General features: G+C 48.5%; 31 protein-coding genes and 1 pseudogene. 20 read left to right on the forward strand and 12 right to left on the reverse strand.

Annotated elements, in window-relative coordinates; translation table 11 throughout:
• Positions 1-10 precede the first annotated feature (10 nt).
• From ACTQ4R_RS03295 to ACTQ4R_RS03305, 3 genes are all read right to left on the reverse strand, one after another.
• On the reverse strand, positions 11-3,037 hold the full coding sequence (locus ACTQ4R_RS03295) for a relaxase/mobilization nuclease domain-containing protein (RefSeq protein ID WP_441625793.1): 3,027 nt from the start codon (positions 3,035-3,037) through the stop codon (positions 11-13).
• Between the two features lie 64 nt (positions 3,038-3,101).
• The gene (locus ACTQ4R_RS03300) at positions 3,102-3,938 is read right to left on the reverse strand and encodes a DUF3991 domain-containing protein (RefSeq protein ID WP_441625795.1); all 837 of its coding nucleotides are present in this window, start codon (positions 3,936-3,938) and stop codon (positions 3,102-3,104) included.
• A 186-nt stretch (positions 3,939-4,124) separates the two neighbouring features.
• The gene (locus ACTQ4R_RS03305) at positions 4,125-4,358 is read right to left on the reverse strand and encodes a hypothetical protein (RefSeq protein ID WP_441626024.1); all 234 of its coding nucleotides are present in this window, start codon (positions 4,356-4,358) and stop codon (positions 4,125-4,127) included.
• Here ACTQ4R_RS03305 and ACTQ4R_RS03310 point away from each other — a divergent pair.
• Positions 4,278-4,460: a putative dsRNA-binding protein gene (locus ACTQ4R_RS03310; protein WP_441625797.1), complete on the forward strand. Its 183-nt coding sequence runs from the start codon at positions 4,278-4,280 to the stop codon at positions 4,458-4,460. The two genes, ACTQ4R_RS03305 and ACTQ4R_RS03310, sit on opposite strands and share 81 nt — an antisense overlap.
• Before the next feature lie 12 nt (positions 4,461-4,472).
• Complete coding sequence (locus tag ACTQ4R_RS03315) at positions 4,473-4,640, forward strand: hypothetical protein (protein ID WP_441625799.1); 168 nt, start codon at positions 4,473-4,475, stop codon at positions 4,638-4,640.
• Between the two features lie 258 nt (positions 4,641-4,898).
• Here ACTQ4R_RS03315 and ACTQ4R_RS03320 read toward each other — a convergent pair whose 3' ends face one another.
• Positions 4,899-5,456 carry a YdeI/OmpD-associated family protein gene (locus tag ACTQ4R_RS03320; protein WP_441625801.1) on the reverse strand — a complete coding sequence of 186 codons (558 nt, stop codon included), beginning with the start codon at positions 5,454-5,456 and terminating at the stop codon, positions 4,899-4,901.
• A gap of 53 nt (positions 5,457-5,509) precedes the next feature.
• A complete protein-coding gene (locus tag ACTQ4R_RS03325; protein WP_441625803.1) occupies positions 5,510-5,902 on the reverse strand; it encodes a pyridoxamine 5'-phosphate oxidase family protein in 393 nt (130 codons plus the stop codon).
• Positions 5,903-5,996: 94 nt separating this feature from the next.
• On the opposite strand from ACTQ4R_RS03325, the gene ACTQ4R_RS03330 reads away from it, so the two are divergent.
• The 12 genes from ACTQ4R_RS03330 to ACTQ4R_RS03385 all read left to right on the forward strand — a co-directional run bounded on the left by ACTQ4R_RS03330 (position 5,997) and on the right by ACTQ4R_RS03385 (position 13,250).
• Entirely contained in the window at positions 5,997-6,407 is a 411-nt protein-coding gene (locus tag ACTQ4R_RS03330) for a peptide deformylase (RefSeq protein ID WP_441625805.1), read from the forward strand.
• Positions 6,404-6,658 (forward strand): hypothetical protein, encoded by a 255-nt coding sequence (locus ACTQ4R_RS03335; protein ID WP_441625807.1) that lies wholly within the window; start codon positions 6,404-6,406, stop codon positions 6,656-6,658. The genes ACTQ4R_RS03330 and ACTQ4R_RS03335 overlap by 4 nt, the downstream gene beginning before the upstream one ends.
• Before the next feature lie 40 nt (positions 6,659-6,698).
• The gene (locus ACTQ4R_RS03340) at positions 6,699-8,888 is read left to right on the forward strand and encodes a hypothetical protein (protein ID WP_441625809.1); all 2,190 of its coding nucleotides are present in this window, start codon (positions 6,699-6,701) and stop codon (positions 8,886-8,888) included.
• A 365-nt stretch (positions 8,889-9,253) separates the two neighbouring features.
• Entirely contained in the window at positions 9,254-9,649 is a 396-nt protein-coding gene (locus tag ACTQ4R_RS03345; RefSeq protein ID WP_235223298.1) for a hypothetical protein, read from the forward strand.
• Between the two features lie 105 nt (positions 9,650-9,754).
• Positions 9,755-9,889: an RHS repeat domain-containing protein gene (locus ACTQ4R_RS03350; RefSeq protein ID WP_235223299.1), complete on the forward strand. Its 135-nt coding sequence runs from the start codon at positions 9,755-9,757 to the stop codon at positions 9,887-9,889.
• A 22-nt stretch (positions 9,890-9,911) separates the two neighbouring features.
• Positions 9,912-10,061: a hypothetical protein gene (locus ACTQ4R_RS03355; RefSeq protein ID WP_235223300.1), complete on the forward strand. Its 150-nt coding sequence runs from the start codon at positions 9,912-9,914 to the stop codon at positions 10,059-10,061.
• A gap of 169 nt (positions 10,062-10,230) precedes the next feature.
• Positions 10,231-10,941 carry a hypothetical protein gene (locus ACTQ4R_RS03360; RefSeq protein ID WP_235229905.1) on the forward strand — a complete coding sequence of 237 codons (711 nt, stop codon included), beginning with the start codon at positions 10,231-10,233 and terminating at the stop codon, positions 10,939-10,941.
• Between the two features lie 135 nt (positions 10,942-11,076).
• Positions 11,077-11,436 (forward strand): hypothetical protein, encoded by a 360-nt coding sequence (locus ACTQ4R_RS03365; protein ID WP_235223302.1) that lies wholly within the window; start codon positions 11,077-11,079, stop codon positions 11,434-11,436.
• Between the two features lie 405 nt (positions 11,437-11,841).
• A complete protein-coding gene (gene tnpA, locus ACTQ4R_RS03370) occupies positions 11,842-12,168 on the forward strand; it encodes an IS66 family insertion sequence element accessory protein TnpA (RefSeq protein WP_235223304.1) in 327 nt (108 codons plus the stop codon).
• The gene (gene tnpB / locus ACTQ4R_RS03375) at positions 12,162-12,527 is read left to right on the forward strand and encodes an IS66 family insertion sequence element accessory protein TnpB (RefSeq protein WP_412758476.1); all 366 of its coding nucleotides are present in this window, start codon (positions 12,162-12,164) and stop codon (positions 12,525-12,527) included. The genes tnpA and tnpB overlap by 7 nt, the downstream gene beginning before the upstream one ends.
• The gene (locus tag ACTQ4R_RS03380; RefSeq protein ID WP_320864485.1) at positions 12,443-12,661 is read left to right on the forward strand and encodes a hypothetical protein; all 219 of its coding nucleotides are present in this window, start codon (positions 12,443-12,445) and stop codon (positions 12,659-12,661) included. Before tnpB ends, ACTQ4R_RS03380 begins: the two co-directional genes overlap by 85 nt.
• Before the next feature lie 244 nt (positions 12,662-12,905).
• Positions 12,906-13,250: an ATP-binding cassette domain-containing protein gene (locus ACTQ4R_RS03385; protein WP_441626014.1), complete on the forward strand. Its 345-nt coding sequence runs from the start codon at positions 12,906-12,908 to the stop codon at positions 13,248-13,250.
• Positions 13,251-13,603: 353 nt separating this feature from the next.
• Here the strand turns inward: ACTQ4R_RS03385 and ACTQ4R_RS03390 are convergent, their stop codons facing one another.
• Positions 13,604-14,518 (reverse strand): hypothetical protein, encoded by a 915-nt coding sequence (locus tag ACTQ4R_RS03390; RefSeq protein WP_441625814.1) that lies wholly within the window; start codon positions 14,516-14,518, stop codon positions 13,604-13,606.
• Positions 14,519-14,724: 206 nt separating this feature from the next.
• Between ACTQ4R_RS03390 and ACTQ4R_RS03395 the strand changes: the two genes are divergently transcribed.
• The gene (locus ACTQ4R_RS03395; protein ID WP_441625816.1) at positions 14,725-15,570 is read left to right on the forward strand and encodes a HipA domain-containing protein; all 846 of its coding nucleotides are present in this window, start codon (positions 14,725-14,727) and stop codon (positions 15,568-15,570) included.
• Between the two features lie 18 nt (positions 15,571-15,588).
• Entirely contained in the window at positions 15,589-16,500 is a 912-nt protein-coding gene (locus ACTQ4R_RS03400) for a hypothetical protein (protein WP_441625818.1), read from the forward strand.
• Positions 16,501-16,562: 62 nt separating this feature from the next.
• Here ACTQ4R_RS03400 and ACTQ4R_RS03405 read toward each other — a convergent pair whose 3' ends face one another.
• The 5 genes from ACTQ4R_RS03405 to ACTQ4R_RS03425 all read right to left on the reverse strand — a co-directional run bounded on the left by ACTQ4R_RS03405 (position 16,563) and on the right by ACTQ4R_RS03425 (position 21,269).
• Complete coding sequence (locus tag ACTQ4R_RS03405; RefSeq protein ID WP_441625820.1) at positions 16,563-16,910, reverse strand: hypothetical protein; 348 nt, start codon at positions 16,908-16,910, stop codon at positions 16,563-16,565.
• 13 nt (positions 16,911-16,923) lie between these two features.
• The gene (locus tag ACTQ4R_RS03410; RefSeq protein ID WP_441625821.1) at positions 16,924-17,895 is read right to left on the reverse strand and encodes a C39 family peptidase; all 972 of its coding nucleotides are present in this window, start codon (positions 17,893-17,895) and stop codon (positions 16,924-16,926) included.
• A 51-nt stretch (positions 17,896-17,946) separates the two neighbouring features.
• The gene (locus ACTQ4R_RS03415; RefSeq protein WP_441625823.1) at positions 17,947-18,552 is read right to left on the reverse strand and encodes a hypothetical protein; all 606 of its coding nucleotides are present in this window, start codon (positions 18,550-18,552) and stop codon (positions 17,947-17,949) included.
• A complete protein-coding gene (locus tag ACTQ4R_RS03420) occupies positions 18,549-19,628 on the reverse strand; it encodes a hypothetical protein (RefSeq protein ID WP_441625825.1) in 1,080 nt (359 codons plus the stop codon). The genes ACTQ4R_RS03415 and ACTQ4R_RS03420 overlap by 4 nt, the downstream gene beginning before the upstream one ends.
• A gap of 1,161 nt (positions 19,629-20,789) precedes the next feature.
• Positions 20,790-21,269: a hypothetical protein gene (locus ACTQ4R_RS03425; protein ID WP_441625827.1), complete on the reverse strand. Its 480-nt coding sequence runs from the start codon at positions 21,267-21,269 to the stop codon at positions 20,790-20,792.
• 381 nt (positions 21,270-21,650) lie between these two features.
• Here ACTQ4R_RS03425 and ACTQ4R_RS03430 point away from each other — a divergent pair, with 381 nt between their 5' ends.
• The 3 genes and pseudogenes from ACTQ4R_RS03430 to ACTQ4R_RS03440 all read left to right on the forward strand — a co-directional run.
• Positions 21,651-21,851, forward strand: a complete 201-nt coding sequence (locus tag ACTQ4R_RS03430) for a hypothetical protein (RefSeq protein WP_441625829.1) — start codon at positions 21,651-21,653, stop codon at positions 21,849-21,851.
• A 36-nt stretch (positions 21,852-21,887) separates the two neighbouring features.
• A complete protein-coding gene (locus ACTQ4R_RS03435; protein WP_441625831.1) occupies positions 21,888-23,558 on the forward strand; it encodes a recombinase family protein in 1,671 nt (556 codons plus the stop codon).
• A gap of 146 nt (positions 23,559-23,704) precedes the next feature.
• Positions 23,705-23,800: pseudogene (locus tag ACTQ4R_RS03440) on the forward strand (alpha/beta-type small acid-soluble spore protein); the annotation flags it as partial.
• A 175-nt stretch (positions 23,801-23,975) separates the two neighbouring features.
• Here the strand turns inward: ACTQ4R_RS03440 and ACTQ4R_RS03445 are convergent.
• Positions 23,976-25,079, reverse strand: coding sequence for an S-layer homology domain-containing protein (locus tag ACTQ4R_RS03445; protein WP_441625833.1), 1,104 nt, complete (start codon positions 25,077-25,079; stop codon positions 23,976-23,978).
• A 234-nt stretch (positions 25,080-25,313) separates the two neighbouring features.
• Here ACTQ4R_RS03445 and ACTQ4R_RS03450 point away from each other — a divergent pair, with 234 nt between their 5' ends.
• A complete protein-coding gene (locus ACTQ4R_RS03450) occupies positions 25,314-25,511 on the forward strand; it encodes a hypothetical protein (protein ID WP_441625834.1) in 198 nt (65 codons plus the stop codon).

Raw genomic sequence — 25,511 nt, forward strand, 5'->3', positions numbered from 1 at the left:
ATCGGCTGCTTCACCGCCTCCAATGTTCATCTCGTTTCACCCCGCTTTCTCTCGTTTCTGTTCTTTCAATGTCCTGCTCCATCTGGGGAAGGCCCTGCCGGATCTCTTGGCACAGCTTGAGTTTCCGGCGCTGGGTGCGGATTTCCCGGTTTACTTCAGCAAGCTGTTTATACAGCTCCGCCTTTTCAGCAGTCAGACGCTCTCTGGGAATACCGCGGTTTTCCAGCAATGTCACAGCTTCCATGTATTTTTCAAACTCATTTTCCATTCCTGTAAGCCCGTCCTGATAGAGCGCCTTGCTGGGGGCCAGAACATCCGCGTCTGCCAATGCCGTATACAGGCTCCGGCGCTCCTTTTTCCGCACATTGAGGATGGTGCGCTGCTTCATCAGTTTGGCCAGCGTTTCCTCTGTGCGGGCTTGAAAGGCATCCATATCCGCAGGCGTGGTAATGCCGTTTTCACGGAGAAATGCAAACTGCCCCCGGTAGGCGTCAAATTCCATGGCGGCTTTCCGTAAATGCGGCGTCATCCTGGGTGGGTACTGCCGCTGCCCGATTTTGCCCAGCAGATAGAGGTAATGGACATAGAGCGCCAGAAAGCCGGTGTACTTCGGACGCTTTCGGTATGGCTGGTACCTGGGGCGGGAAATCACGGCAGGCCGCTTACCATCCTCAATGGCCTCCAGATTTCCTGCGATAGCGGCGCGGATGCCGTCCTCTGAAAATTGCCTGTCCTTTCGCTCCGGGTACATAAACTGTTCCTGTCCCCGCAGGCGAAAGCCAAGGCGGTTACCATGGTGGATCTCATAGCCCTTGTGTTCCATGAGCAGGAAGAAGTGGCCGATGTCATTGGCATCCTCAATGGCCTCCCGGAGATCCGCCTCCAGCATAGAACGGAATGTGGGTTGGCCTTTGGATTGCCGAAGCCACTCAACGTAGCTGACCGCCTTGGCAGGCTCACCGGACATGATGACAGATAGCCCGTGTTCGCGGCAAAGGCGGTCTGAGATGGCCCGGATCTGCTGGTAGTAGCTTTGGGCATTGCTGTGGTACTTTTCGCCCGTCATGGTATTGATGGAATTGAACAGCATGTGAGCATGGATATGCTTGCTGCCCTCGGAACTGGTGGTGGGTTCCTTGTCGATGATCCAGTCGCTGGGCTTATGACCGACGGCGTCGGTGTAGTCGCCCTTGTAGGTGTCGCCGCAGCGGGAACAGGTATAGGTGGTATAGCCCATTTCGGTGCAGGTGGACGAAGTCACTTCGCTCTTATAATCATGACCCAGCGCGTTTTCAATGACAGCTCCGCACTTGGCGCAGAGCTGGGGCTGGGTGCAGGTGGCAGGGTCGCCGGGAACGTGGCCGTTTGCGGCGTCACCTTCCAGGCGGTGATAGCCGCAGCGGACACAGCGGTATTCCATCACGCCCTCGCCGGTGCAGGTGGCGTTGGTGATAAGTGTCCCCTCATCCCAGCTATGGCCCAGAGGATCGGTGTAGTCGGTAACGAAGGAGCTGCCGCAGCCATCGCATAGATGGATGGTGCGCCCGCCGGTCTCACAGGCGGCGGGGATGGTGTGCGCTTTGTAGTTATGGGGCAGAGCCGGGGTGATGTCCTCAATGTGGCGCTCACCGCAGTTCTCGCACTCCCGGACGGTGTAGCCGGGACTGGTGCAGGTGGCGGATACGGTGTAGGTCACAAAGTCATGCTCGTCCTTGGGGGTGGCCGTCACCTTGACCTGGCCGCAGCGGGAACAGATCTCCAGCAGCTTGCCATCGGTCTCGCAGGTGGCGTCCCGGACAACAACGCCCTGCCATGCATGGCCCAGGGAGTCCACATAGTCCCGCTTCTCAATCTTGCCGCACTCGGTGCAGAGGTAGCGGTCATAGCCCAGGGACAGGCAGGTGGCAGGGGTGCTGTCCAGCAGGATGAAGTGGTGATCCTCGCCACAGCCCTTGTCAGAACAGCAGTTTCCGTCACAGTCCTTATCCTGACAGCCGCAGTTAGGGTCGCCGCAGCCACAGCCGCAGGAGCCATCCTCGCTGGGCTGGGTGTCACGGAGCCAGACATAGGCCACGCCGTTTTCGGTCATATCCACACCGTCGTAGGTGTAGGTGATCTCATAGTAAACGGTGTACTGGCCTTCTTCCGTATAGTTGGGAGCGGAGGTCAGGGTACAGGCGTCGGCGCTGCTACCATAGCGGATCTGCGTCCGCACACCCGCCTCAGACAGATCGGTGACGGTGAGGGTATGGGGCTGGCCGTCTACCACGCCGTAATAGTCGGCCACAACACTCTTGGCGGTGATGTACTCATATTTCCGGTAATCACAGAGGGTGCAGTGGTCCACGACGGCAAAGCGGCCGTTGGCAGGCTGGGGCAGAATGTCCGTTTCCAGATCGTGCCGTTCCAGACGAGAGGAGGTCTCATAGTTGGTTCCGTAGCAGAACACGCAGTACTCACCACTCTTGGTGGTGACGGTGTGGTACTTACTGTCGGTGTACTCGTAAGTCACAGTTTCCGGCAGGTCCTCCATGAACCGCTCGGCACAGTCATGCAGAACATAGACATTCTTGTTCCACGCATAGGGAGCGCCTGCGGTTTCGTTGGAGTTGAATGCGCCGCAGTTGGAGCAGACGGATTTGGTCCAGTGATACCCCGTGTAGTAGGCGTTCTCGCCGGGGATACCGGCGTCCAGATTCCCCACGGTCTCCTCATCAATGCACATTCCGTTGGAATACTTCACGTTCCGATTGAGGGCTGTCTCACCGGAGCGGGTGTACTCCGGTACCCGCCAAATGGTGAAGTCCGCGTTCTGTTTGCAGGTGGCGCAGTAGAAGGTCTCATGGGTCACGACGGAGTTGATGTCCAGCTCATTGGTGCGGTTGCTGGCTTGCATCCAGTGTTCGGCGGGGTCATGATAGCTGTTGACCTGCCCGGCGAAGGCCGTGGGCATCAGGGAGAACAGCATGACCACCGTGAGCAGCGCGGCCAGCAGGCGCTTATGGCTGTAATGCTGAAGGTTTGTCTTTTCTTTCAATTCAGTTGGTCCTCCTTATAGATTCTGGTTTTGATTTCACGCAGAATATGATTTCAGTTCTTGATCACCGCCCCCTTTCCGGTGTTCTTTTTTGCAGATATTCGTTCCAATCCTTGCCCTGGGGCGGAAGTTGCCGGGATACGGTGAAGCCCTTGGCCGAATAGGTCTCCTGCAGTTGCTTTGCGGCCGCCTGGCCCCAGCGGTCATTGTCCAGACACAGTTCAATGTGCCGGAGCCGGGGATGTTCCCGCAGATAGGTTGCCAGCGCACCGTCATGGAGGCAGCAAAGCGCCACTGCATTTCCGCGTAGACTACGGTGCAGTGTGCAGTAGCTCATCAGATCGATGGGAGCTTCAAACACGAACACCGTATCGCTGTCGGAATCGTATGGCAGGCGGAACCCGATGGACTTGTCGCTGCCGGGGACATCGCCCTTGAAGCTGTTGCCGCCCTGGTCATAGGTCCCGCGCTGGTTGGCGAAGACGGCTTTGCCGGTTTCGTCATAGCCCACGAACACACAGTTGTGGTGCTGAGCATCCTCATACAGCAGGCCGTCGGCAATGAATGACCGGATGACCTGAGATGCGATGCCGCGTTTTCGCAGATAGGCAAAGACGCGACGCTGATCTCCATGGGCAGCAGGCAGTTTAAAGGGTTTGGAGAATTCTTCACTGGCAGTGGGGCGCTGATGTTCCGGCTGCGCGGCGGGAGAGTCCCGTGTGCGGCCATGGAAGACCAGCAGATACTCCACCGCCTCCGGGAAACTCTTTCCACAGAAATGCTGGAGGAAGGTAATGGCGTCCCCGCCAACCTTCTCGGAATAGCGGTACCAGGTGCGGTGGTTTTTGATGCGCAGGCTATCCATCTCTTTGGTGGTGTGATAGCGCCCGATCCGTATCACCTGGTAGCCAAGGGCTGTCAGCAGGTCCGGCAGGTCTGTGCTGCAGGCGATCTCTATTTCATGTTCGGAGAAACGGTTCTCGGCGGGTTTTGCTCGGATGGTTACTCACCTCGATTCTCAAAGAGAAAGACTTGCCCGCGGCATCCTTGAGCGGATGTCGCGGGCAGAAGTCGGTGTATGGAGCTGTTATGTGGGTTCGGTGGGATCGACTTCGGCGGGGTTGCCCCCTGCTTCTTCTGCTGCCTGCCGTTCTGACTGCTGCAGGGCTTCTCCAATGAGACCCAGGACGAATCCCTGCTGGGTCAGCTTCTTGCCGGTACGGGCGCTCTCGCGGACCAGGTGCGCTTTGATACGCTGGTAGAGTTCCTCATCGATTTTGAATGCCAGAATGGAAACCCCATCTGGAAAAGCGTTTGCCATATTGCAGAAGAAAGCAAATCTTTCTCGGCAAAATCGTCCTCAAAAAAAGACGCCAAGAAATCTGCCGCATTCAAAATGCTGCAGTATGTCCTCAAGAATTGATGAGGTGCGCTTATGACAAAATGGTGTTTCAATTACGAGTCCGGTGAGTATGAATACATAGGCAAAGATGGTTACAGTATCGATCGGGGCGAGTATGTCTACAATTGGGATGACAGCGAATATCGCCGTGAGGAAAAAGAGGAAGAAGAACGCCGACGCAATGACGAGGAAGATGACTAGTAAAACTCCAAAAGTTGCATAAAGCAAAAAGGTTGCATTGTAATGGAACCCAAAATCAAAAATGCAACTTTTGCAACCCAATGCAACCCGTATCAAAACATGCGTTATAATTCAGAATCCGAATACATTATCCTAATGGGTGATGTGTTCGGATTTCTTATACCCTTTGGAAGTGCTCCTAAATTATTACATCACCCCGCTGTCCAGTTGGATAGCGGGGTGTTAACAATTTCTATTGAATGGATAGCACTTTCTTTTTCAGTAGTATTTTTCGATCCCACCGAAGCCCCTGATGATCTTGTTTTGGCGCGTCTTATCGATAAAGCTTTTCAGGCGCTTTTGAAATTCGTCCGGACGCTTTCTTGCTGCATCAACATAGGCAACCCGGATGCGCTTGTAGGGCTCGCTGAATTTCTGATAGTTCTCCCATACCGATTCATCTTTCCGGAGTTCATCCAAAATGTCTTTGGGAAAAACGAAAGGTGCCGTGATGATCGGAAGGATACTTTCGCGGATCTTTGGATGGATCTTTCCTTGCGATTCCAGCCATATCAGTCTTTCGATATTCGGCTGTGAATATAGACTTCCTTTTTTTCGGGGTGTGAAGCGCTGGGCGCGGTGAAGTTCATCCGTATGCTTGATGGTGCTGTCGATCCAGCCAAAGCAGAGGGCCTCTTCTACGGCATCATTGTAGCTCATGCTTTCTTCGCCGGATTCTTTCATGGGAAATACAAACCATACCTCATCATCGGTCTCAAAATGATCTTCGAGATATCTTCGCCATTCCTGTCGATCAACCGAGTAAAACAGTTTCAAAAAACCACCACCTGACGAAAAACTGCCCGCCCTATTACAGAGCGGGCTATCTTTTAGAATTCATGAACTTCAGGAGCCGCAGTAAAGGAACTGAAAGTGGCCACGGCGTTCTTCAGATACAGAACTTGGGTGTTTCCATCATTTTCATCGTACATGGCCCGCAGGCTAGTATAGTCGTCCAACATGGATTTCTTGGCTTCCACGCGGTCATCCTCCACCAGCTCGGCGGCAACGCGGAGCCACACGCCATCCTTGAAAGCACAGATCTCACACTTGGGGTTGGCAGCGATCTGCCTGGACACCGGCTTGGATTTGCCGGTCTGGATATACAGCTTGCCCTCGAAGATATGGGCGGTGCCGAAGGGACGAACACGAGGCTGATCGCCCTCTACGGTGGCCAGATAATAAGTTTCTGCAGACTTCAGAAATTCACATACTTTTTGCATATTGGATTCATCCTTCGTTTCTTGACTTATTCCTCTGATGCTTATATCATACAGAAATAAGCATCTCATGTAAAGGCAAAAAAGGAGCATAGTCATGATTCGTGAAATATGCAAAGACGAGGCATTTCTCGCCCAAAAGGCAGAGCCCGCCGCAGCGGACGATCTGGTTGTGGCGCAGGATCTGCTGGACACATTGACTGCCCACAAGGATGGCTGTGTGGGCATGGCAGCGAATATGATTGGCGTGAACAAACGCATTATCGCCTTTGACAACGAGGGTGAATACATGGTCATGTTCAATCCCGTCATCGTCAAGCAGTCCGGGCCGTATGAGGCAGAGGAGGGCTGCCTGTCCCTCACCGGTACACGGAAGACAAAGCGGTTCCAGACCATCAAGGTGCAATGGCAGAATGAGAAATTCCAGACGCGAATCAAGACCTTTACCGGCTGGACTGCGGAAATTATCCAGCATGAGATCGACCACTGCGAGGGCATTTTGATATGATTTTGTATTTCAGCGGCACCGGGAACAGCCAGTACATCGCAGAGCGTATCGCGGTCGCCCTGTGCGACGAGCTTCTTAGCATGAATGACCGCATCAAGGCGGGCGATACTTCGCCAGTCACATCCGATGAGCGTCTTATTATTGGCTTCGATATTCCTGATGGTTGCTCCCCCGAATATGCAGTCCGCAGGACAAATAAAGGGAAGCCAGGGCGCCCGCGTAAGAACAGGCTGGTCGTCAAAGATTCTTAGTATAAAAAATTGCAAAACTCAGAACACCAAGCGCGGTGAAGTGGCCACCAAGACGGACGCCGAGGGTTACGTCACCTCCTACGAGTATAACGGCAACGGCAACTGCGTCAAAATGACCACCGTGGACGGCGACACCCTCTATGAGTACGATCCTCTGGACCGTCTCATCAAGACCACCACACCGGACGGTGAGAGTACATCCATGACCTATGACGGGGTGGGCAACATCACCAGCTCCACCGACGCCAACGGGAATACCACCCAGTACATCTACGACGGCGTGGGCAATGTGGTGGAGACCATCGACGCGCTGGGCACCTCTGCCTTCTTTGAGTACGACGAGATGGGCCGCCTGACCGCCACCAAGCTCCACCGGGTGGATACCCAGGACAACGTGGACGAGTGGGAGATCACCCTGTACGAGTTCGACGGCCGGGGCCTCGTCACCAAGCAGGTGGACGCCCTGGGCAATGTCACCACCTACGCCTACGACGGCAACGGCAACCTGGTCTCCAAAACCGATCCCGACGGCTACACCACGGAATACACTTACAACGCCCTTGATTTGGTCACGGCAATCAATTACAGTGATGCCAAGGAAGTTTCTTACAGATACAACAAGACCGGAGACCTGGTATCCATGACCGACTGGCTGGGCACCACCACCTTCGAGCTGGATCTGCTGCATCAGCTGACCGCCGCCACCGACCACAAGGGCAACCGGGTGGAGTACACCTACGACGGCGTGGGCAACCAGACGGAAATCCTGTATCCCGACGGCACCAAGGCCACCTATGAATACGATCTGGTCCACAACCAGACCAAGGTGACGGAGACCGACGGCAGCGAGACCACCTACGCCTACGACGGCATGGCCCGCGTCACGGAGATGCGCTATCCCAACGGCTGGGTGGAGTATTACACCTACGACAAGATGGGCCGCCTGCTGGCGGTGGACGACACCCATCCCAGCGAAAAGCCCGCCAAGACCCAGAAGCATACTTATAAGTATGACGCCAACGGCAACATGACCTATGAGTACATGCGGGGCAACGGCACTGGCCAGGCGAAGAACGAGACCCTCTATACCTACGACGCGCTGAACCGCCTCGTCACCGCCCACGACAACTACGGTAATTCCACCCGCACCTATACCTACGATAGCCTGGGCAACCTGACCTACGAGACGGGCATCGGCAGCCACAACTGCGACTACATCTACAACAACCTCAACCAGCAGGTGGACCGCTCCTCCGACAACTGGAAGTCCCACACCGCCAGCACCTACGACAACCGGGGCAACCTGATCCTGGAGCAGTACGGCAAGAACAAGAAGCTGGAGACTGCCGGCGAGTACACCTACGACGAGACCAACAAGATGGTCCGGGGCGTCAACGGCAACGCCGAGGAGAGCATCTACACCTACAACGGCCTGGGCGCTCTCATGGAAAACACCTGGATCATCGCCAATAACGGCTACGGGTATCACGATGCCAGCGGCGAGGAGGACACCACGTCCCCCACCGATCCCACGCCCGATGTCCCCGACCCCGGCGAGACCACTGACCCGGATACGCCTGATCCCGGTGAAACTACCGATCCCGATACGCCCGATCCCGATACTCCTGATCCGGGTGAGACCACCGATCCCGATACCCCTGACGACGGGGACGATACCGATCCCGACATCAACAACGAGGTGAACGGCAATAACAATGGGAACAACGGCAACCACAATGGGAATGGCAACGGAAACGGCAACAACGGAAACGGCAACAACGGAAACGGCAATGGTAAAGGCAACGGCAAGGGCAGCAACAGTGCCGATTCTACCGAGACCGCTGCCGCCGACGCCGGCACCCTGACTGCTTCCCTGGTAGCCTACGGAAATGCGGGCAACGGAAATAACGGCAACAACGGGAACGGCAACGGCAACCAGGACAAGCCCACCGGCAGCGATGTGAAAAAGACCAGCACGGTGGTCAAGCAGTTCGTGGTGGACTTCAGCTCCGAGACCTACAAGCCCTTGATGGAGCATGAGGTGAACGGCCTGGATTACCGCTATGTGTACAGCGACAAGGCTCGTCTGTCTGTCGTGGTCCAGGGCATTGAGAACGGCTCCGCGTCCCTGCTGGATAGCCGCGGCGAGTTGCACGCCTATTACCACTGCGATTATCTTGGCACCACGGATTACTTGACCTCCGCTGTCAACAGCAAGGTCATCTCCTGAACCAGTTACAGCGAGTGATTGTTGATTCTATCCTTGACCGCAGCTAGTATGACCTGCGTGAGTATGTTATCGATCCCATGCAGTTGGTGCAGTATCTATATGCTAAGGATGATGCTGTTAATTGGATTGATTCATTTGGCCTTGCTACGTTTGCTGAATACAACAACATATTGGGAAAAATAAGAAAAGTATTTAATTCCAATGACTTTCTAGACGATGTTTATGAAGTAGTTAAAGCCTCTAACTCTGAGTGCAATATGATGTCCATGTATTTACAAAGATCTATGTTGCACGTGAGATAACAAACAAAGAAAGGAGGTTATTTTAGTAGTTCCCAGAAAAATAAAGGAGGTATTATAAGGCATATGATGAAATCAAGAAGGATTCTATATTTTAGTTTTCTGTTGGCATTACTTCCGGTTTTCCTTGAATGGTTTAGAGTGGGAAGTCCAGGAATACGCCCTCCATGCAGAGGGATTTACCTGGTAAGGGGTGAGTTCTATTTTGCAATAGCCCTCTATTATGTGATGTTATTTCTAAAAAAGAACTGGGGGATCATAGTTGCCCATCTTTTAGTGGTGGTTTCCTATATTATTGCTATGAGTCAATTCACGGTTCGCATGAATTTAATGGGCAAGCCGAATCTGAAATATACAATGCAAAGACTCAGACCCACCTGCTGGATAGCCATTCTTGCTGTTATTATGCACCTCATCTTAACAATTCTATTATTAAGGCGAGAAAACAAGCATAAAAAATAATACACAGAGCGGTGCCCAAACGGCACCACTCTGCTTTGACACCATGGACTGGGTCATGATTATCACCGACGCCCAGAGCGGCGTCACCACCTACGCCTACGACGCATGGCCCGCGTCACGGAGATGCGCTATCCCAACGGCTGGGTGGAGTATTACACCTACGACAAACTTGGCCGCCTGCTGGCGGTAGACGACACCCATCCCAGCGAGAAACCCGCCAAAAACCAGAAGCGTACTTAATAAGTATGACGCCAACGGCAACATGACCTATGAGTACATGCGAGGCAACGGCACGGGCCAGGCAAAGAATGAAACCCTCTATACCTATGACGCGCTGAACCGCCTCATCACTGCCCACGACAACTACGGCAATTCCACCTGCACCTATACCTACGACAGCCTGGGCAACTGACCTACGAGACGGGCATCGGCAGCCACAACTGCGACTACATCTACAATAATCTCAACCAGCAAATATACTCTATCCAAATCCACAGTATACAAGAGCTGATGACAAAGAAAGAGCACATTTTTCCCAAACGCGAAATTATCAATTCATTTGCTATTAGGAGGTATAACTAATGAAGAAAAGAATTTTGGGTCTCATTTTGGCGGTAATTGCGTGTCTTACTTTATGTATTCCTGCTATAGCTGCAGAAATTGAAAGCGATGATTATGGCACTATTCCCATGGTAGATGTAGATAGTTCTACAGAAAATAACAGTATGGATGAACTTAATGATGCTGGAGAGAGTTACCCCAATATTGAGCAACTAAATGAAATCTACAATGATTCGGATTCGACTATGCTGGATTTTATTTGTGTAACAAATCCTGAGTTATTTAGTGAATTGACAGAGGAAGGTCGCATTGCATTTGCGAGCATGAATTATCAAGATGTATTAGATGGCATGTATTCCCCCTCTTATGCAAGAATAGGGGCTTGGGGCGGAAGCTGTGCTGTTGGATTGCGGTTTGGTGGAGCACCAATCCTTTATTATAGTATGTTTTTCCTGTCTGTTACCGAAGGGGATTGGCCTTATGGGAGGAAATGCAAGCTACTTGTTGGAACATCTCAAGTTATTGACTGTGAGACAAACGAGGTTATTGCGTATCAAGTAGAAACAGATACAGATGCGGATTTCCTTTCTATTTCGGAAGATAGTGTGACTGATATCAAATCAAATTGTGATTACAAAAATGATGTGCTTGTTTACGGAAATGACCCATCAGGGGAGTTTTTTGCATTTAATTTTTCGAATAGGGATACTTCCCCTAATTACGGTTCTTAATACCCTATGTCCCTAAATCTTAATAAAAAATGCTCTAAACGCTTCCGAAAAACTCTTTATATATGCGTTGGAGTTGTAAGCTTCTTAATGCTATATTTGGTGATGCATGTTGAATATTTTGAGGACGAGGATCGTTTGGGACTAGTAAAGGGAGTAAAATTATCACCTTTTTATGAACATATAGAAGTGTATTCGTATGGTGATTCTAAATTTCCTTTCACTATAGATGTTATTAAATTGACAAAGACGCCCTTTGCAACCATAACATACTGCCAAAATGATGAAAACGAATCTATTGTAAAATATGATCCATTTGCAGAAAGATTTTTTGTCAAAATATACAATATAAATGATGGGAATCTGATTTCATCAGAAGAAGTGGATGGTGTTCTTTTTAGAAGTTCAAATTATTATACACCGCTGTTGCATAGCGGCAACATAACGTCCAATATTCGATTGTATACGGATTTTGGAAATTATGATATCTATGGTTAGAATGACGCTTGTACTTTTTCATGTGGCTATCATGTAATATCTGTATTGTGATGTATATAATCTGAGTAATCACTATTTAGATAATCCCATTGATGCTGTTTATAAACCACTAAAGTAGAGTTGATGAAAACACATATCGTTTTATGCCACACGGATTTCTTTACGTCTCTAGATTAAATGGCCCCTGCTGACTCCTAATGTTGCAAACTTCCCGTTTTAGGGGATGTGGTACAGCCTTCACCCATGCAGTCCTTCGAACTTTCAAGTGTGGTACCAAATCCCTGTTTCACAGTAAGTGCTCAATAACCACCCGCATTTCCAAGGTCAAGTAAGTATGAGAAAATGATACGTAGTCAACAAAAACTGCGTGTAAGTTTTCGAATGCAAAGGGAGTGCGTGTAAGAAATGGAAGATGTGTTAGCAATCCGGGATGAGTATCGGCTGCAGGAATGGAGCCAGATCATCCAGGCGGGGCAAAACAGTGGGCTGAGTAAGCGAGAGTTCTGTAGACAAAATGGGATATCTGAACGGCAATATTACTACTGGCTGAAAAAATTGCGGGAAACGGTTGTGGAAACGGCCTCGCCACATTTTGTGCGCCTTGAAGATCCTGTCAACAAAAGAGAACATATGCTTCGGATCCAGATTGGGCAGGCAGATTTGAGACTGCCGGCAAACACGGACGCGGAAGCGGTGGCAGCCATTCTTCGGGCCTTACAGCAACTATGTTAGATCTAAGTCGAGTACGGAACTATTATGTTGCGTGTGGGTATACGGACCTGCGCCGCGGAATAGAGGGCTTAGCTGCAATCGTGACCCAACAATTTGGCCAGGAGCTGAGTGAAGAAAGCCTGTTCCTGTTTTGCGGAAGACGCACAGACCGCATCAAGGCGTTATACTTTTCCGGCGATGGATATATCCTGTTGTATAAGCGACTGAACAACGGCTCATTTCAATGGCCCAGAAGTGAAGCGCAGCTGCGGTTATTGGATCCACAGACCTTTCGATGGCTGATGGAGGGGTTGAAAATAGACCAGCCAAAAGCCATTCGGAGGGCTCCGAAGCTTTGCATGATTCCGAAAATGAACTAAAAGATGTTAGATTGAAAATAATGATGGAAGATAATCCTGAAAGAAAAGCATGGTTTATCGCCGCACAGGAACGACTTCTCCGCGAAGAAGATCTGGAGGATAAACTCAAGCGTTTCATATCCCAAAATACTTGAATACTAGACAGCTGATCGGCCAACTTGCCTAAGCCAAGCAGGAGGACTTCAATGCAATATAACTACAATAAATAACGAATCCGCGATGCTATGAAACGAAAACTCCCGGTAATTCATGATGACACCCAATATGACCAAATTGCCGAATATGGAATCCGGTATGGTGCTGGGTATGCATTGGTAATCCTGAAAAAGGGCAGCGACTGGTTTTCGCAGGTGCAGATGATATAAGAGTTTTCAAACCCTGTCCGGCGGTCAAAAACAATTAGTTGCGATTACTCGTGCTTTAGTGCAAGAAACCCCCATAATTATCATGGACGAACCCATGTCGGCGTTAGATTTAGGAAACCAAGCTGATATTCTACAATTGCTGATGAGCATAAAATCCGAAGGAAAAACACTCCTTATGGTGAGCCACAACCCACTTCATGCGTTAAGCAGTAATGGTACGGTATGCTTACTAGACGATAGACACATCTTTGCTTATGGTCCATCAAATGAAATCTTATCTGACCGCAATATCAAGCAGATATACGGCAATAAAATAAAACTCCACCAAGACTCAAAAACATTTTCATTTGAACTTTAGAATAAGATTGGCTCACACTTACTGAATCTCCTGTTCTAACAATGCAATTTTGTCGATACCAAAGTATCAGCTAAATATCAATTACTAATCCCAATAGTTCTCACAGTAGTATTTCTTTCAGATATAAACCCTATAGAAAAGTGGTGCGCTTTCCTCGGCAAATCACTTTGCGCCAAAGAGCACAGTTAATCTGGAACTTATTTCATCTCTTTTTTCATGTCAAATAGCATACCTTTTGACAGGCTCAATTCCATATGAAAAGCACGCCCCAAAAGTGCGCCAAAACGCTGGCGTTTACTTTTGGGGCGTGTCATTATTCATCCATACATTTTGAACAAGGTTACGGATACTTCTTAATAATACTGCTCAACATACTTATAGGCTTTCTCAACTAAATCCTTGTCAAATAGTTTCTTTCGAGCGAAAATGCCGTACAACTCCATGCTTATTTCTCTGCGTCCTGTCTCAGTATCCTGCCATCCAGGGAAGCGGACAATTCGCACAATGCCATCAATCTCATCGACAATGCGTTCCACGATAACTGGGGTTTTTGCATTCCTTGCTTCTTTGAAAAGCTCTGTGAGAGCCGCTTTCCCTTTTTCCTCGCGAGTAGGTTCAGGCTGTGCAGCATTCGCTTTTTTGACTGCAGCAACTGTGTCACGAGCCAATTCCAGCAGTTTCTTTAAGAAGATGACACTGGTCATGAGACCTTTTTCGTGCTCTTCCTTCAGCTTTTCCAATCGCTCTCCGAGCTCAACAAATGTTGGATCATCGATAACCCCTCGAATAATAGCCTCCAAGTTGATCTGAATTTTTTTTGACAGTTTTTGAGGATCTCCGGTAGCTCCCTTGATCAACTGTTCAATGAGATCAGCATCTGTTTCGAGGACTTCAACATTGCCGGCAATACCGATAGCAGTAACATTCTGTTGAACAAGTTCCAAAGTCTTTGGACCAAGTGCAGACCAGATCAAGTGGCCAGTGTTGTCAGTGGGACGAACAGACTCATACACTGTGGAAAGCCAGCGATAGTCCAACTTATAGGTCATGACCTGCTCGGATGAGAGGTCTTCCTCCATCTCCGCATCGTCATACGGATCCTCCAGGTCTTCAGAACCGTTTTCCATGCAGGTGGCAGCTTTCTCAAAGTCAAACGCCTGAACGGCGCTGCAGAAAGTTGTCACAACGGTGTCCGGTTTACTACCGGAACATCCGACGAGGGACAGAGCAAGGATCAAAGCAAGGGCAAGCGATACTACTCTTTTCATTTCCAGACCATCCTTTCAATATTCTGGGGCTTCTTTTTCCCCATGTTGATATGTATTTTACTCCAATGCTTGTCCAATAGAACGGACAGGAAAATTCATCATGTGATCGTGGCATTGACTTTGATTGTGCCAAAATTCAACATAGTTCTATTGACACAATCGATTTGCGTGAATATAATGATATTAGCGTTAGGAGGCTTGAGATAATGAGAGATTACTCCATGTATGAAAAGACGCCTGTGATGTTCTCTGGTGCTGAAAAGAAGTTTGAGATCATTATTGAAGGGCACCGATATATCGTGAAATTTCAGAAAAACTCCGAAGTCGGCCTCATCTTCAATCATGTCTCTGAATATCTCGGAAGTCATATCTTTCAGTCGATTGGCATCCCTGTTCAGGAAACTTTCTTGGGAACTTACGATGGTAAAAATGTCGTTGTTATGAAGAACTTCCTCGAGCCCGAGGATGCCCTTGTAGCCTTTAATGGCGTTGGTGAGAGTTCGCTGGAAAGAGATAAGGAACTCTATCAGTACACCTATGAGGATATCACGGCGATGCTTCGGGAGAATATGAAGTCTACCAATGTTGAGGAAACAATCGATCGCTTCTGGGATATGTTCATTGTAGATGCGCTGATCGGTAACTTTGACCGACATGGCGGGAACTGGGGCTTTATCAAGCGAGACAACAAGTATCGGATCGCACCGGTATATGACAACGGTTCCAGTCTCTATCCGAAGCTAAACACCGATGATAAATTGGAGGCTGTTCTCGCTTCTGAAAACGAGATCAACGAGAGAATATACAAATTCCCAACATCCCACATCAAGGTGAAGAATCGCAAGAGTTCCTATTTTGAGGTCATTAACAGCTTGCAGTTTGAGGCCTGCAACGACGCATTGAAGCGAATTGTTCCCCGCATCGATCTTGAACGGATCAATGCCATCATCGATGAGATTGAGGGGATATCCGAGGTGCGTAAGCACTTCTACAAAGTAATGCTGCAGCAACGGTATGAGAAGATCCTCATGTGCGCATACCGGCAACTGTAACATGGAAAGGAGTGGCTCATGAGGCCTGTTACTCGTTATTACGAAAGCCAAAACGAATATACCCTCCCCCTGCAGGGCAAGCCCTACTATCGCAATAGCGGCATTATCTATGCTGTGGATCGCATTGGTAGTAAGTATGCTGTGAGCCGCGTTGATTTCGAACGCTATGACGATCAGAATTTCCAGTATATTTTCTCTCCGGAGTGGAGTGTAATTGATACCCTGCCCCCTTCCATCTTCCAAGGGATCCCTGGACTTGACATGTCCCTACGCCTGGAACGGTACTATCGTGTCAATATGACGCCTTACTTTATTTCTGAACGAACTCCGAGTGAGAGCCGTGAGGATTTATGGGATCTTCTTGAAGAGGTCGGTCTTGACTACTATGACCGCTTTGAATGGCTTCTTCGAACCAATATGCGCTGCGGTACAGACAATCTGATTGTCGAGCGCGCAGAAGCATCTCGGCATATCGCCTTTGAATCCGCTAAGAGCCTACCTGCTAATCTTCAACCTAACGACTGCGTGTCCATCAAGGGTTTTCAGAGCATTGCATCGACCAGTCATCAGCTCCGCAAGAACCTCTTGCAGATCTTGAGGAGCGGAGCAAGGATTTTGGATGAAACCGAGGAGCATCAGCTATCCGAAGAAGAATGCAGCTTGCTGCTGAATTTGCTTATGCTTCAGGATTCCATGGAGAGCAATCAAAAGAAGCAGCGTCATCAGGACGGCGTCAATCGAGCGAAGCACGACGGAAAGTATGCTGGGCGAAAGAAAATTGCTGTGGATCAAAACCTGTTCCGTCAAGTGGCTAAGGACTTCCGAAAACGAAAAATCACAGAAGATGAGGCCATGGCCCGAGTAGGAATCGCATCCAGATCCACATTCTACAGGCGCCTGAAGGAAATCCAACCCGAGAATGCGAAGTAGGTTCGCCGCCTTTGAGCTTCCTTAAAAGTAAGAGATGCCCTTTACGTCAAAAGGCACCACGATCATTTTCGTGGTGCCTTGCCTTTCTTCTGGTTTTGTTCCCGCTTCCACTTTTCAAATGCCTTCACATTCTCAGGATCTTCGTAGAATTTGCGAGCACTCTCATAAAGTGTCCTGGACAGCATTCGGATATCGAAGTCGGATGCTTTCACATTTTTCTGATTGAATCTGCAGATGGTCTCTCTGCTTTCCAGATCGACTACGGCATAAGGGATGCCCTTGCGGATCTTTGTCTGGATTCCGGCATCCAGTTGGAGGAGCACATTTTCCTGATCAACGGTAAACGGTTCTGCCTCCAGCTTCTCCTCTGGGATACCGGCGCAGGTCAACTCGATCACAACATAGCCCATATCTCTTAACCTCCTAATACATGGTCCACCAGTAGTCGAAAAGGCGGCGATAGTAGTTGCCCTTTGGGGGCAGTTCCTTACAGTTTCGAAATCGTCTGCTGGTTTCGCGTTTTATCCAGCGCTGGCAATTACTGTTCTTTGGGTACTTGATGTACTTCCCGGAATGGAGCAGGGTATCTCCGTCGAATCCGTAGTCAATGTACCCTGCATGCGGCACATAGCTTCTGGTGACAATCCGCCTAAGTCGATCGTTCTTCCGCACTTTCATTTCTCGTCGATAAGCCATACCAGTCTGTCTGGAAAGGGGTTGTGAATCTGGCTCAGTCAGCAAGCTCTCGATTTGCTCGTTTAACTCGATTTCTGTCATAAGCGCCACAACCAGTTTCCCGTCCGTCAGGGCATCCACAATGCGCTGCGGTTCAGATGCCGTACATCCTTCGACAGTCAGCCCCCAAGCTTCAGCAGCCCCGGGAATGAGTGAATGGTAGGAACCACTGCCGCTGCACCAGTAGCCGTTCTCGTAAGCCCATTGGGCCATGTGCGGTGGGTCAACGGTCTCGGATGTAAGGCTGGAGACAACGATAGACATCGAAGTAGGCCCACATGCATAGCCTCCGATCGTATCTGTACCATAGGGCTCATACTTCCAACGCTCGTCCAGCTGGTTGTAATACACAACCTGCGTGGAGCCATCTGAAAATACAACTCCATCATAGGAAAGGCCCATGGCAGAGAACTCGGTGTCGCTGAGACCCTGATAAACGCCATCGCCCAGAAGGACTGTGAGGTTCTGTGCATATTGACTTGCCAGGAGTTTCTGAGCGTCAGAAAGGTGAAACACTTGGTCGGCAAAGTAGGCCTCGCCATTATAGGCGATGGTGTAAACTCGAATCGTCTCGTAAGTGGTTTCGGAAGTTTCACCCTCGGATGAACCGTCCTCACTCGTTTCCGCCTCACTATCCTCAAAAGAGGATTCGGATGTCACTTCGCGCTCTTCATCAGTTCAGATTTAGTTCGAAAACAGTTCAATTATAGTTCAGGGAAGAAATTCTTTGATGATTTCCATGCAGTCGCGAGCTGTGTAACCCCACAAAATACGATCAATTGCTTGGATGGCCATGTTGAGATAGCTGTGGTAAGTCACCATCGACATAGGAAAACCCAGACGATCGAGCTCAACCAAAATGGCATCTCGATTAGGCAGTCGTTTTTTTGTGAAGTATGTGAGATAGAGAATCTGGTACATCAATTCCCCATGATCCGGATCCTTTCTCACGGCATCCAACGCATTTTCAATGATCTGAAGCATATTCTTGCTTCGGATGACAGTCCTCGCATAACTCTCAATCTTGGAGCCGGACAAATCTACTCCAGCCAATTCTGCATTGACCTTCAGTGTGGACAACCTGGTACCATGCTCCATCTCCATTCTGACATTCATGTCAGTTTCAGAGATTTCTACAGCATAGGCTACCTTACGATACTGTCTGAGAAGGTGCCGGGTGTTGTGATATTTCTCCACTGGTTTCTTGCCTTTCTGACCAGACTCCATCTGCTCAACACCTGTCTGGATACCAGCCTCAATCTCAGTTTTCAGAGCTTCCTTTTCAAGTGCGAATGCAGGCATGCTATCAGATTTCATTCTTTCATCTCCCTTCTTTCTGCTGCGTTTAAGGGCGGGTCACGATTACCCTGTTCTTCTTTACACACTTCCCAGTCTAAAGCCGTATAGAAGACTAAAGGAATCTGCCGCGCAAAAAAAGAGGATCGAGATACGAGAAACACCTGTATTTTCAAGGCTTTCCTCGCTCGACCGATTGTTTTTGCCGGTGGGACGCGGGTTTCGATGCTGACATTGATCTGCTCATGGCCCTCTTTGACCACATCAATCGCTTTGCCAATTCCTATGATTTCTCCGATTCCATGGAACTCCAGTTCTTCACAGGCATCTCCATAGATCATCTCGCGATACCGACATACAGAAATAACAGAGCCGCGAGAACTGGAAAAGCTCACGCGGCTGATGATTCCATATTCACCGGCTTTGATCATAAATCGACCGACTCGGGATTTAGACCAACCCCAGCGCTTTGCAAGGTAGGTATATGAGAGGAGCGGCATACCGTGCATATTGGAGTAGTAGACGACCGGCATGTATTCCGATCCTTTCACAGACGGGTCATTGACAATCGTGTGAAGCCACATGTCCATGAGTGCGTCTAACTCGCTGAACACAATTCGTCCCTCAGTTTTTGCGGCTCTTAGGAGAAGTCGGCCTATCGGCAGCGGGAAGAAAAAGAAACCAGATCCTTTGTAACTGTAGTAGTTATACGCCAAATGCGTACAGTGGCGTTTCCAGTCATTGATGGTGTACCGGATGATCTCCTGATCTTCATCAATAACTTCGAATTGCAGGAAGCCTTTTTCCTCAAAGTACTTCATCAGATCCAGTGCCTGTGCTTTGGAGTGGACTCGAAGGATTCTCGGCAAAGAGCCTAATTTGCAGACCCACTGGCCGGGTGACTCCATGTATCTCACCCCATTGATGACTCGCTCGTTCGACCTGAAGTTCGCATAACTGAAAAGTGCCATCAGGCTAAAAAGATGAAGGTTCCCTTCATTATGGAACTCTTTATGATCATTGAAATGTCTGAACCACTGCTTCAGAATCCGGACTTTTGGGAATCGAACCAACTGTCTCTTTTGTGTGCAGCTCATCTCATACACCTCCCTTCACGAAATATAAAATCGACTCCAAGCCCCCTGGTCGCGGGGGCACAGGCATTTCAGCCTCGGCCCATGCTTGTGGGTGCGTCGTCCCTCGGCTTGTGACCTAGCCGGACGAGAGTACCATTATTTTCCCGTGCTGTTGTCGCAACGAAGATTGACCGATCTTCTTTCACTTGCTCATAGTGGCTCGAACACGGTGATGTCTTGGAGTCGTATTCATTTTTCAAGGTACACTTGCCAGGGGATAGAGTGAGAGACTGCGGTTGAGAAGATGTAAAACACTTCAAATGCACCTCTCGTAATGAATGTAGAAATGACCCCCTCTTTGACCACCCTCCCAAGAAGAAAAAAATAAAAAAATTTCTGATACCTTGTTTTGGTATCAGAAGGTGAGGTTCCTTAGCACAGATTTTGCTAATTGTCAATGCGTGAAATCATACGAGGTTTTTAATTATTTCTCTCTCGCTGACTATCTTGTACGGTGGGCATACTTGTGCTACCATATGTAGGAATTGGGAGGGAGTATCATGTGTTTTACTGCTGAAGAAACGGCTCTGATCGATGGGATCATCGTCTCGTATTTCGCACCACAGTCTGTCAGTGAGCCAATCAGACTAAGATATTTTAAGACGCACAAACATCTTCAAGAGGAGACTATTGACAGGACGGATTTATTAAACATCAGAAGCGCTCTGCTGTTTCTTGCTCCGGAGTTTCGGGATTCAGTTCAGACCGGAAAAGAAATACAATCACTAATCGCCAAAACAAGCTCCTTACTTTCCAAGCATTAAAAACGTAAAAAAGGCGGAGACCCTGCAAAGAGATTCAGGGCCTCCGCCTTTTTTCTTTATATTAGTCTCTGTCCGAGATAAGTATTGGTATGTATAACTGACCTTTTTATTCATTTTGTATGAATGCTCATTGACAAACGAATAGGAGCAAGGTGGGTTTCAACCTTGCTCCTATCGGTCAGTATATGCTATTCAGTTCAACAAATTGGAATTATCGAGCAATGGACATTTAATTTGAGGCATGCAAGGAGAGAAAAGGCAATGGGGCAGGAACAAATCTCCCGCCATTGCCCATCCCATATATTAAAAATGGGGAGATGACGTTAAGTCATCTCCCTGTGTGTGGGCATAATTCTTTTTAACGAATTTCGTATAAGCCAAAATCAGTGTTCAGACGTAATCCCTCACCCGATGCATATCCTTCAGCTGAGTGATGCAAAAGTGGAGAATAAAAATCCGAACCGACTTCTTCTCTCGCTTTTGTGCCCTCAGCAATTTCATCCCATGTGTTGTTTTCACTTAAAGATGATGTTTTGATATGAAATTCGCCAGAAGAACAATTTAATTTTGCATAGGAAGATTCGGTTCCACATTCATAATAGGTGCTCTTGCTAAAAGGCGTTGTTTTGAGTTCAATATAAACCGTTTCCTCATTAGATATTGGAATTTTTGCATCGATTCGCTCATAGAACAGTGGAAAACGAATTCCGTTTACATCGATACCTTCTTCGTTGATATGAAACATTTGGACATTTGCTGCATAAATAACGCACAAAATCAGAATTGCTGTTGCGAGTGCTAAAACCCCTTTGATTTTCATTGTGTACTGTCCTTTCATCTTCCTTGACTGTTCTTATCACAATATAACCTCTACAAATTCAAGTTTGTCTAACTGTTCCTTGTCTATATAGACGAAAAGGACAGCAAAAAGTTCCGAACTATGGCTATATTGTAGCATACTTCGGTTTATTTGTCTCATTCCAAAAAACGAAATTTAAAATATTTGTCAGTCCAACAAGCCTTTCAAGTCAAAAGAGATAGGCTTGTACTTGAACTTGGCAAGAGGTATTTTCTTAGTCTGATTGGATAACAGAGTGATAATGTCATAGGCTTGGTCAAGATATATTATCAAAAAAAGTTTTCTTGAAGGGTGGTCAAAGCCCCCCTCTTTTCTACATTCATTATGAAGAGCTCTTTAGTCTAGTAGAAGGGGGCCTGCATGATGGCCACTGAAACAGTACAAAATAGCGGTGGAGGCGAAGCAACTCAAATGAACGAAATCAAGTTGGGTGATGCAACTTACCTTGTCCACCGCACTTTTTCCGGAGACCGGACAGTCTCTGACCTCATTGTGGATCGTCTTGTCCACGAAAAAAAAGAAAAGACTACCTTTGACGAAAGTACAGACGATGCCGTATAATACCCTTAGTGGGTCGGTTCGTCGAAGGAGGTTAATGTGAGAACCGACATTCGCAGAATTGCATTTGCCTACCTGCGACTTTCCAACGAGGAAGCGGCTGAGGGTGAGTCTTCCAGCATTAAGAACCAGCGTATGATCATTCAGGATTATTGTGACCGGAATGATATCATTTTGGCGCGGGTATTCGCTGATGATGGATGGTCTGGCGGCAACTTTGATAGACCGGCATTCCAGGAAATGATTGCACTCTTAGAACAGGGCAAGGCAAATATCGTCATTACAAAAGACCTTTCGCGACTCGGCAGAGATATGCGAGAGGCCAGCTACTATGCTGAGCAGTTTTTCCCAGAGAGAAATATTCGGTATCTGACAGTAGCAGATAACTTTGACACTGAGCAAGAGAACATTATGGCACCGTTCCAATTTGCCATGAATGAAGTCTACCTGCGGGATGGGTCAAGAAAAGTGAAAGAGGTCCTGAAAGCTAAGCGTGAGAAGGGGCTGTATTGTGCAGCTGCTCCGTATGGCTATGAAAAGGATCCCCGAAACAAGAACCGACTGATCCCGGATGAGGAAACCGCTCCAATTGTTCAGAGGATATTCGATTGTGCCGCAAGAGGCGACTCAAGTCGAAAGATTGCAATGGATCTGAATGATGATGGCATCATTCCTCCGTTGAAGTATAAGGTGCTCTATCAAGGAAACTTCTCGGAAAATGGGGCTGCCAGAGCTTCGGATCTTTGGAACTATACGACAGTAAAGCGGATCCTGAAGAACTCTGTTTACCTTGGGCATACGCTTCTGGGTAAGACCAAGAAAGCCAGTGTCAAATCCAAAAAGAAGCTCCATGTGCCGAAAGATCAGTGGGCAGTAACAGAAAATACGCACACGCCAATAGTATCTCAGGAGCAATTTGAACTTGCTCAGATCAATTTGGGGAAAGGTTCACTTGACTTCCGGCAGTATGACCAGGTGCGCCGAAGTATCTTCTCCGGAATCGCATTTTGTGCGAAGTGCGGACATGCGCTATGTTCATGCGGAACAGTCTATAAGGGAGAACGCGAAAAGTACTGGTATCTCTCATGTATAAAGCAGCGTCAAGATATCGCCAATCCCTGCACCGGCGTCAGAATCCGGTACAGCGATCTTGTTGAAGTAGTCCGGCAGGATTTGAACGCTTTGATAGACCTGAGCCCTGAGAGCAAAGAGGCAGTCATCCGCGAAGCAATGCGGAAAGCCGGCGATGACAATCTGATCAAAGCAAGGCAGATCCAGCTGCAAAAGGCCAGAACGCGTCTGGCAACAATCGATAAGATCATCACAAAGCTCTACACAGATAATGCGGAGGGCAAAATTGATGATAATCGGCTGGAGCGAATGCTGGAGGATCTGCAGAAGGAGTCCTGCGGACTTGAAAAGACTGTTGCCAGTCTGAGTGGTATCGACCCTGTCAGCGAAGCTCAGCAAAGCTACAAAGCATTTTTCAATCTGACAAGCAAATACACGCATATTGAGGAACTCGATCGGGATACGCTGGTTACCTTCGTAAAGCGAATCGAGGTAGGGCCGAAAATCCTTCCTGATGGAGCTGTGAAAGCAACGCATCGGAATCAGCCCTTTCAGCAAAGTGTTCGCATCTTTTATAAGTTCATCGGTGAACTTGATGATTTCTCACTTCGTGATTTGCCGGCACAGGCCGTGACCTGACTTGTTGTGATTGAAAGCTATATGCTCTCTTGTTCCACAAACAAATGATCATCCCCTTTGATGTTATGGAGACTCACACCCAGGTCGGCGTACCTCGAACATCTTATTCTCACCGAAAAAGGCGAGTTTAAGATGTAGTGGGAACATCAAGGGAGGTCGGCGTCAATCTGAAGGAAGGCTACAACGGCGATCTGACCTCCCGTGAGGCCGGCTCTGTCGGCGGCCAGATGGTCAAGAAAATGGCGCCCGTACGAACTATGAACTATCAGCGGGCTGACAGAACCGCAATTGGGCACAGCGTTACCATTCGATACATTGCTTCTTTGCAGATTTAGTAGGGCAACAACTCATAAAGAAGCCCAGGATGTTAAAGCATCCTGGACTTCTTTACCGTACAATGACAATCTTCCTTTCAATTCAGACATAAGGATGCTGATACGGGCCGGGCTCAGGTCCGGCATACAGTCCATAAGCATCACAAATCCAGTAAGTACCGTCGATGTTGACCCGGCACCATTGGTGGGACCACTGATTTTCATTGACGTGCTCGTAAGGGATGCCGAGGATATTCAGGCACAGTCCGGTAGCCCGGGCACATCCTGCACAGGAAGCCACGCCGAGTACGAAATAGCCGTAAGGGTCATTATAATGGGGAGAATCTGTGGAGTAAGACATCCCGTCGTCGTACATTTTTCGGAGCGCCTTCATGATGCCCTTGAGCTGTTCCTCACGGCTCTTTTTTGCCAGAGGAGTGACGATTTCCAGGGCTTTATCATAAGCCTGCTGCAACTCGGCATCCGTGCATTTCTTTTTGAGGCTGGTTAAATTCGCAAGCTGGTCCATCGGGACGGGCTCAAAAGGATTCTTTTCGAGGGCGATAGATTTCCGCAGGCTGGGGTCTGCCATACGTCCGATAATAGCCGCCGCTGCTCCACGGGAGATATTGCTGTTTGGAGCGAATGTGCCCTTTTTATCATTTCCAGTCAAAACTCCGGCACGGTATAGGCGGTACACGGCATCGTAACAGGGAGAATCCATAGTGATATCGGGGATAGCGCCGTCTTCGATTTTGCTGATTTCGGGCAATCCGATGTAAGGGGAGGTACTGTTCAAAATACGGGCGAATTCAGCCCGGGTGATAGGAACGTCAAACCGCTCGTAGTCACAGTAAATGCCGTTCTGCTTGGCGTAGTCCAGACAGGACTGATACCAGGGGGTGCTGGACTCGAACTCAACGCCCTTCCCGTGAGCGGAACTATGCAGGCGGGCGGCCATCACAATGGTCTGAGCAATCGTCAAATTTCCTGTTATATCAAAATATGTAGTGGATTTACCACCCATGATGCCGTATTCATAAACAGTCTTCACGTTGTCAGCACACCAGCTATCAGCAGGAACATCCATGAACTGCCCTACAGTATAGGTGTTGATTTTTTTGAAGCCAGACACAGCCGCCATGGCTGGGACACAAAGGGACAGGGATAGGATGAATATGAGGAATAGAGATAGAATTCGCTTCATTTTGAAATACCTCCTCTGTAAATAAACGCAGATTGATATATTAGATTGTGAAATAACAGCAACAGCTTTCAATTTTTCACTTCAAAACACTCGCCCCATTCATCTTCTGGTTTTATTATATCACTTTACTACAAAAAGGGACATAACCAGATGTAAGAAAACTTCTCACAATGGCTGATATGTGGTATAATAAAATTATAGATGAAACTATAAAGCAGCTCTGGAGTCCAGATTATGAGTGAACTGAAATTAGCAAAATATTGGGAAGGAAGAACACCGCCGCCGAGTTTCTATGCTCCTATCGACCCATGCAAAAGCCCTCCGCCGTGCCCATTTAATCTTTCAGCTATGATGGATTATTCAAAAAAAGTAGGCAAAAAGGTTTCCGATTTGTCTTATGACGAAGTGGAGCAGTTTCGGATAAAGGAATAA

Source organism: Dysosmobacter sp. Sow4_B12 (genome assembly GCF_052116665.1).
Lineage (GTDB): Bacteria > Bacillota > Clostridia > Oscillospirales > Oscillospiraceae > Oscillibacter.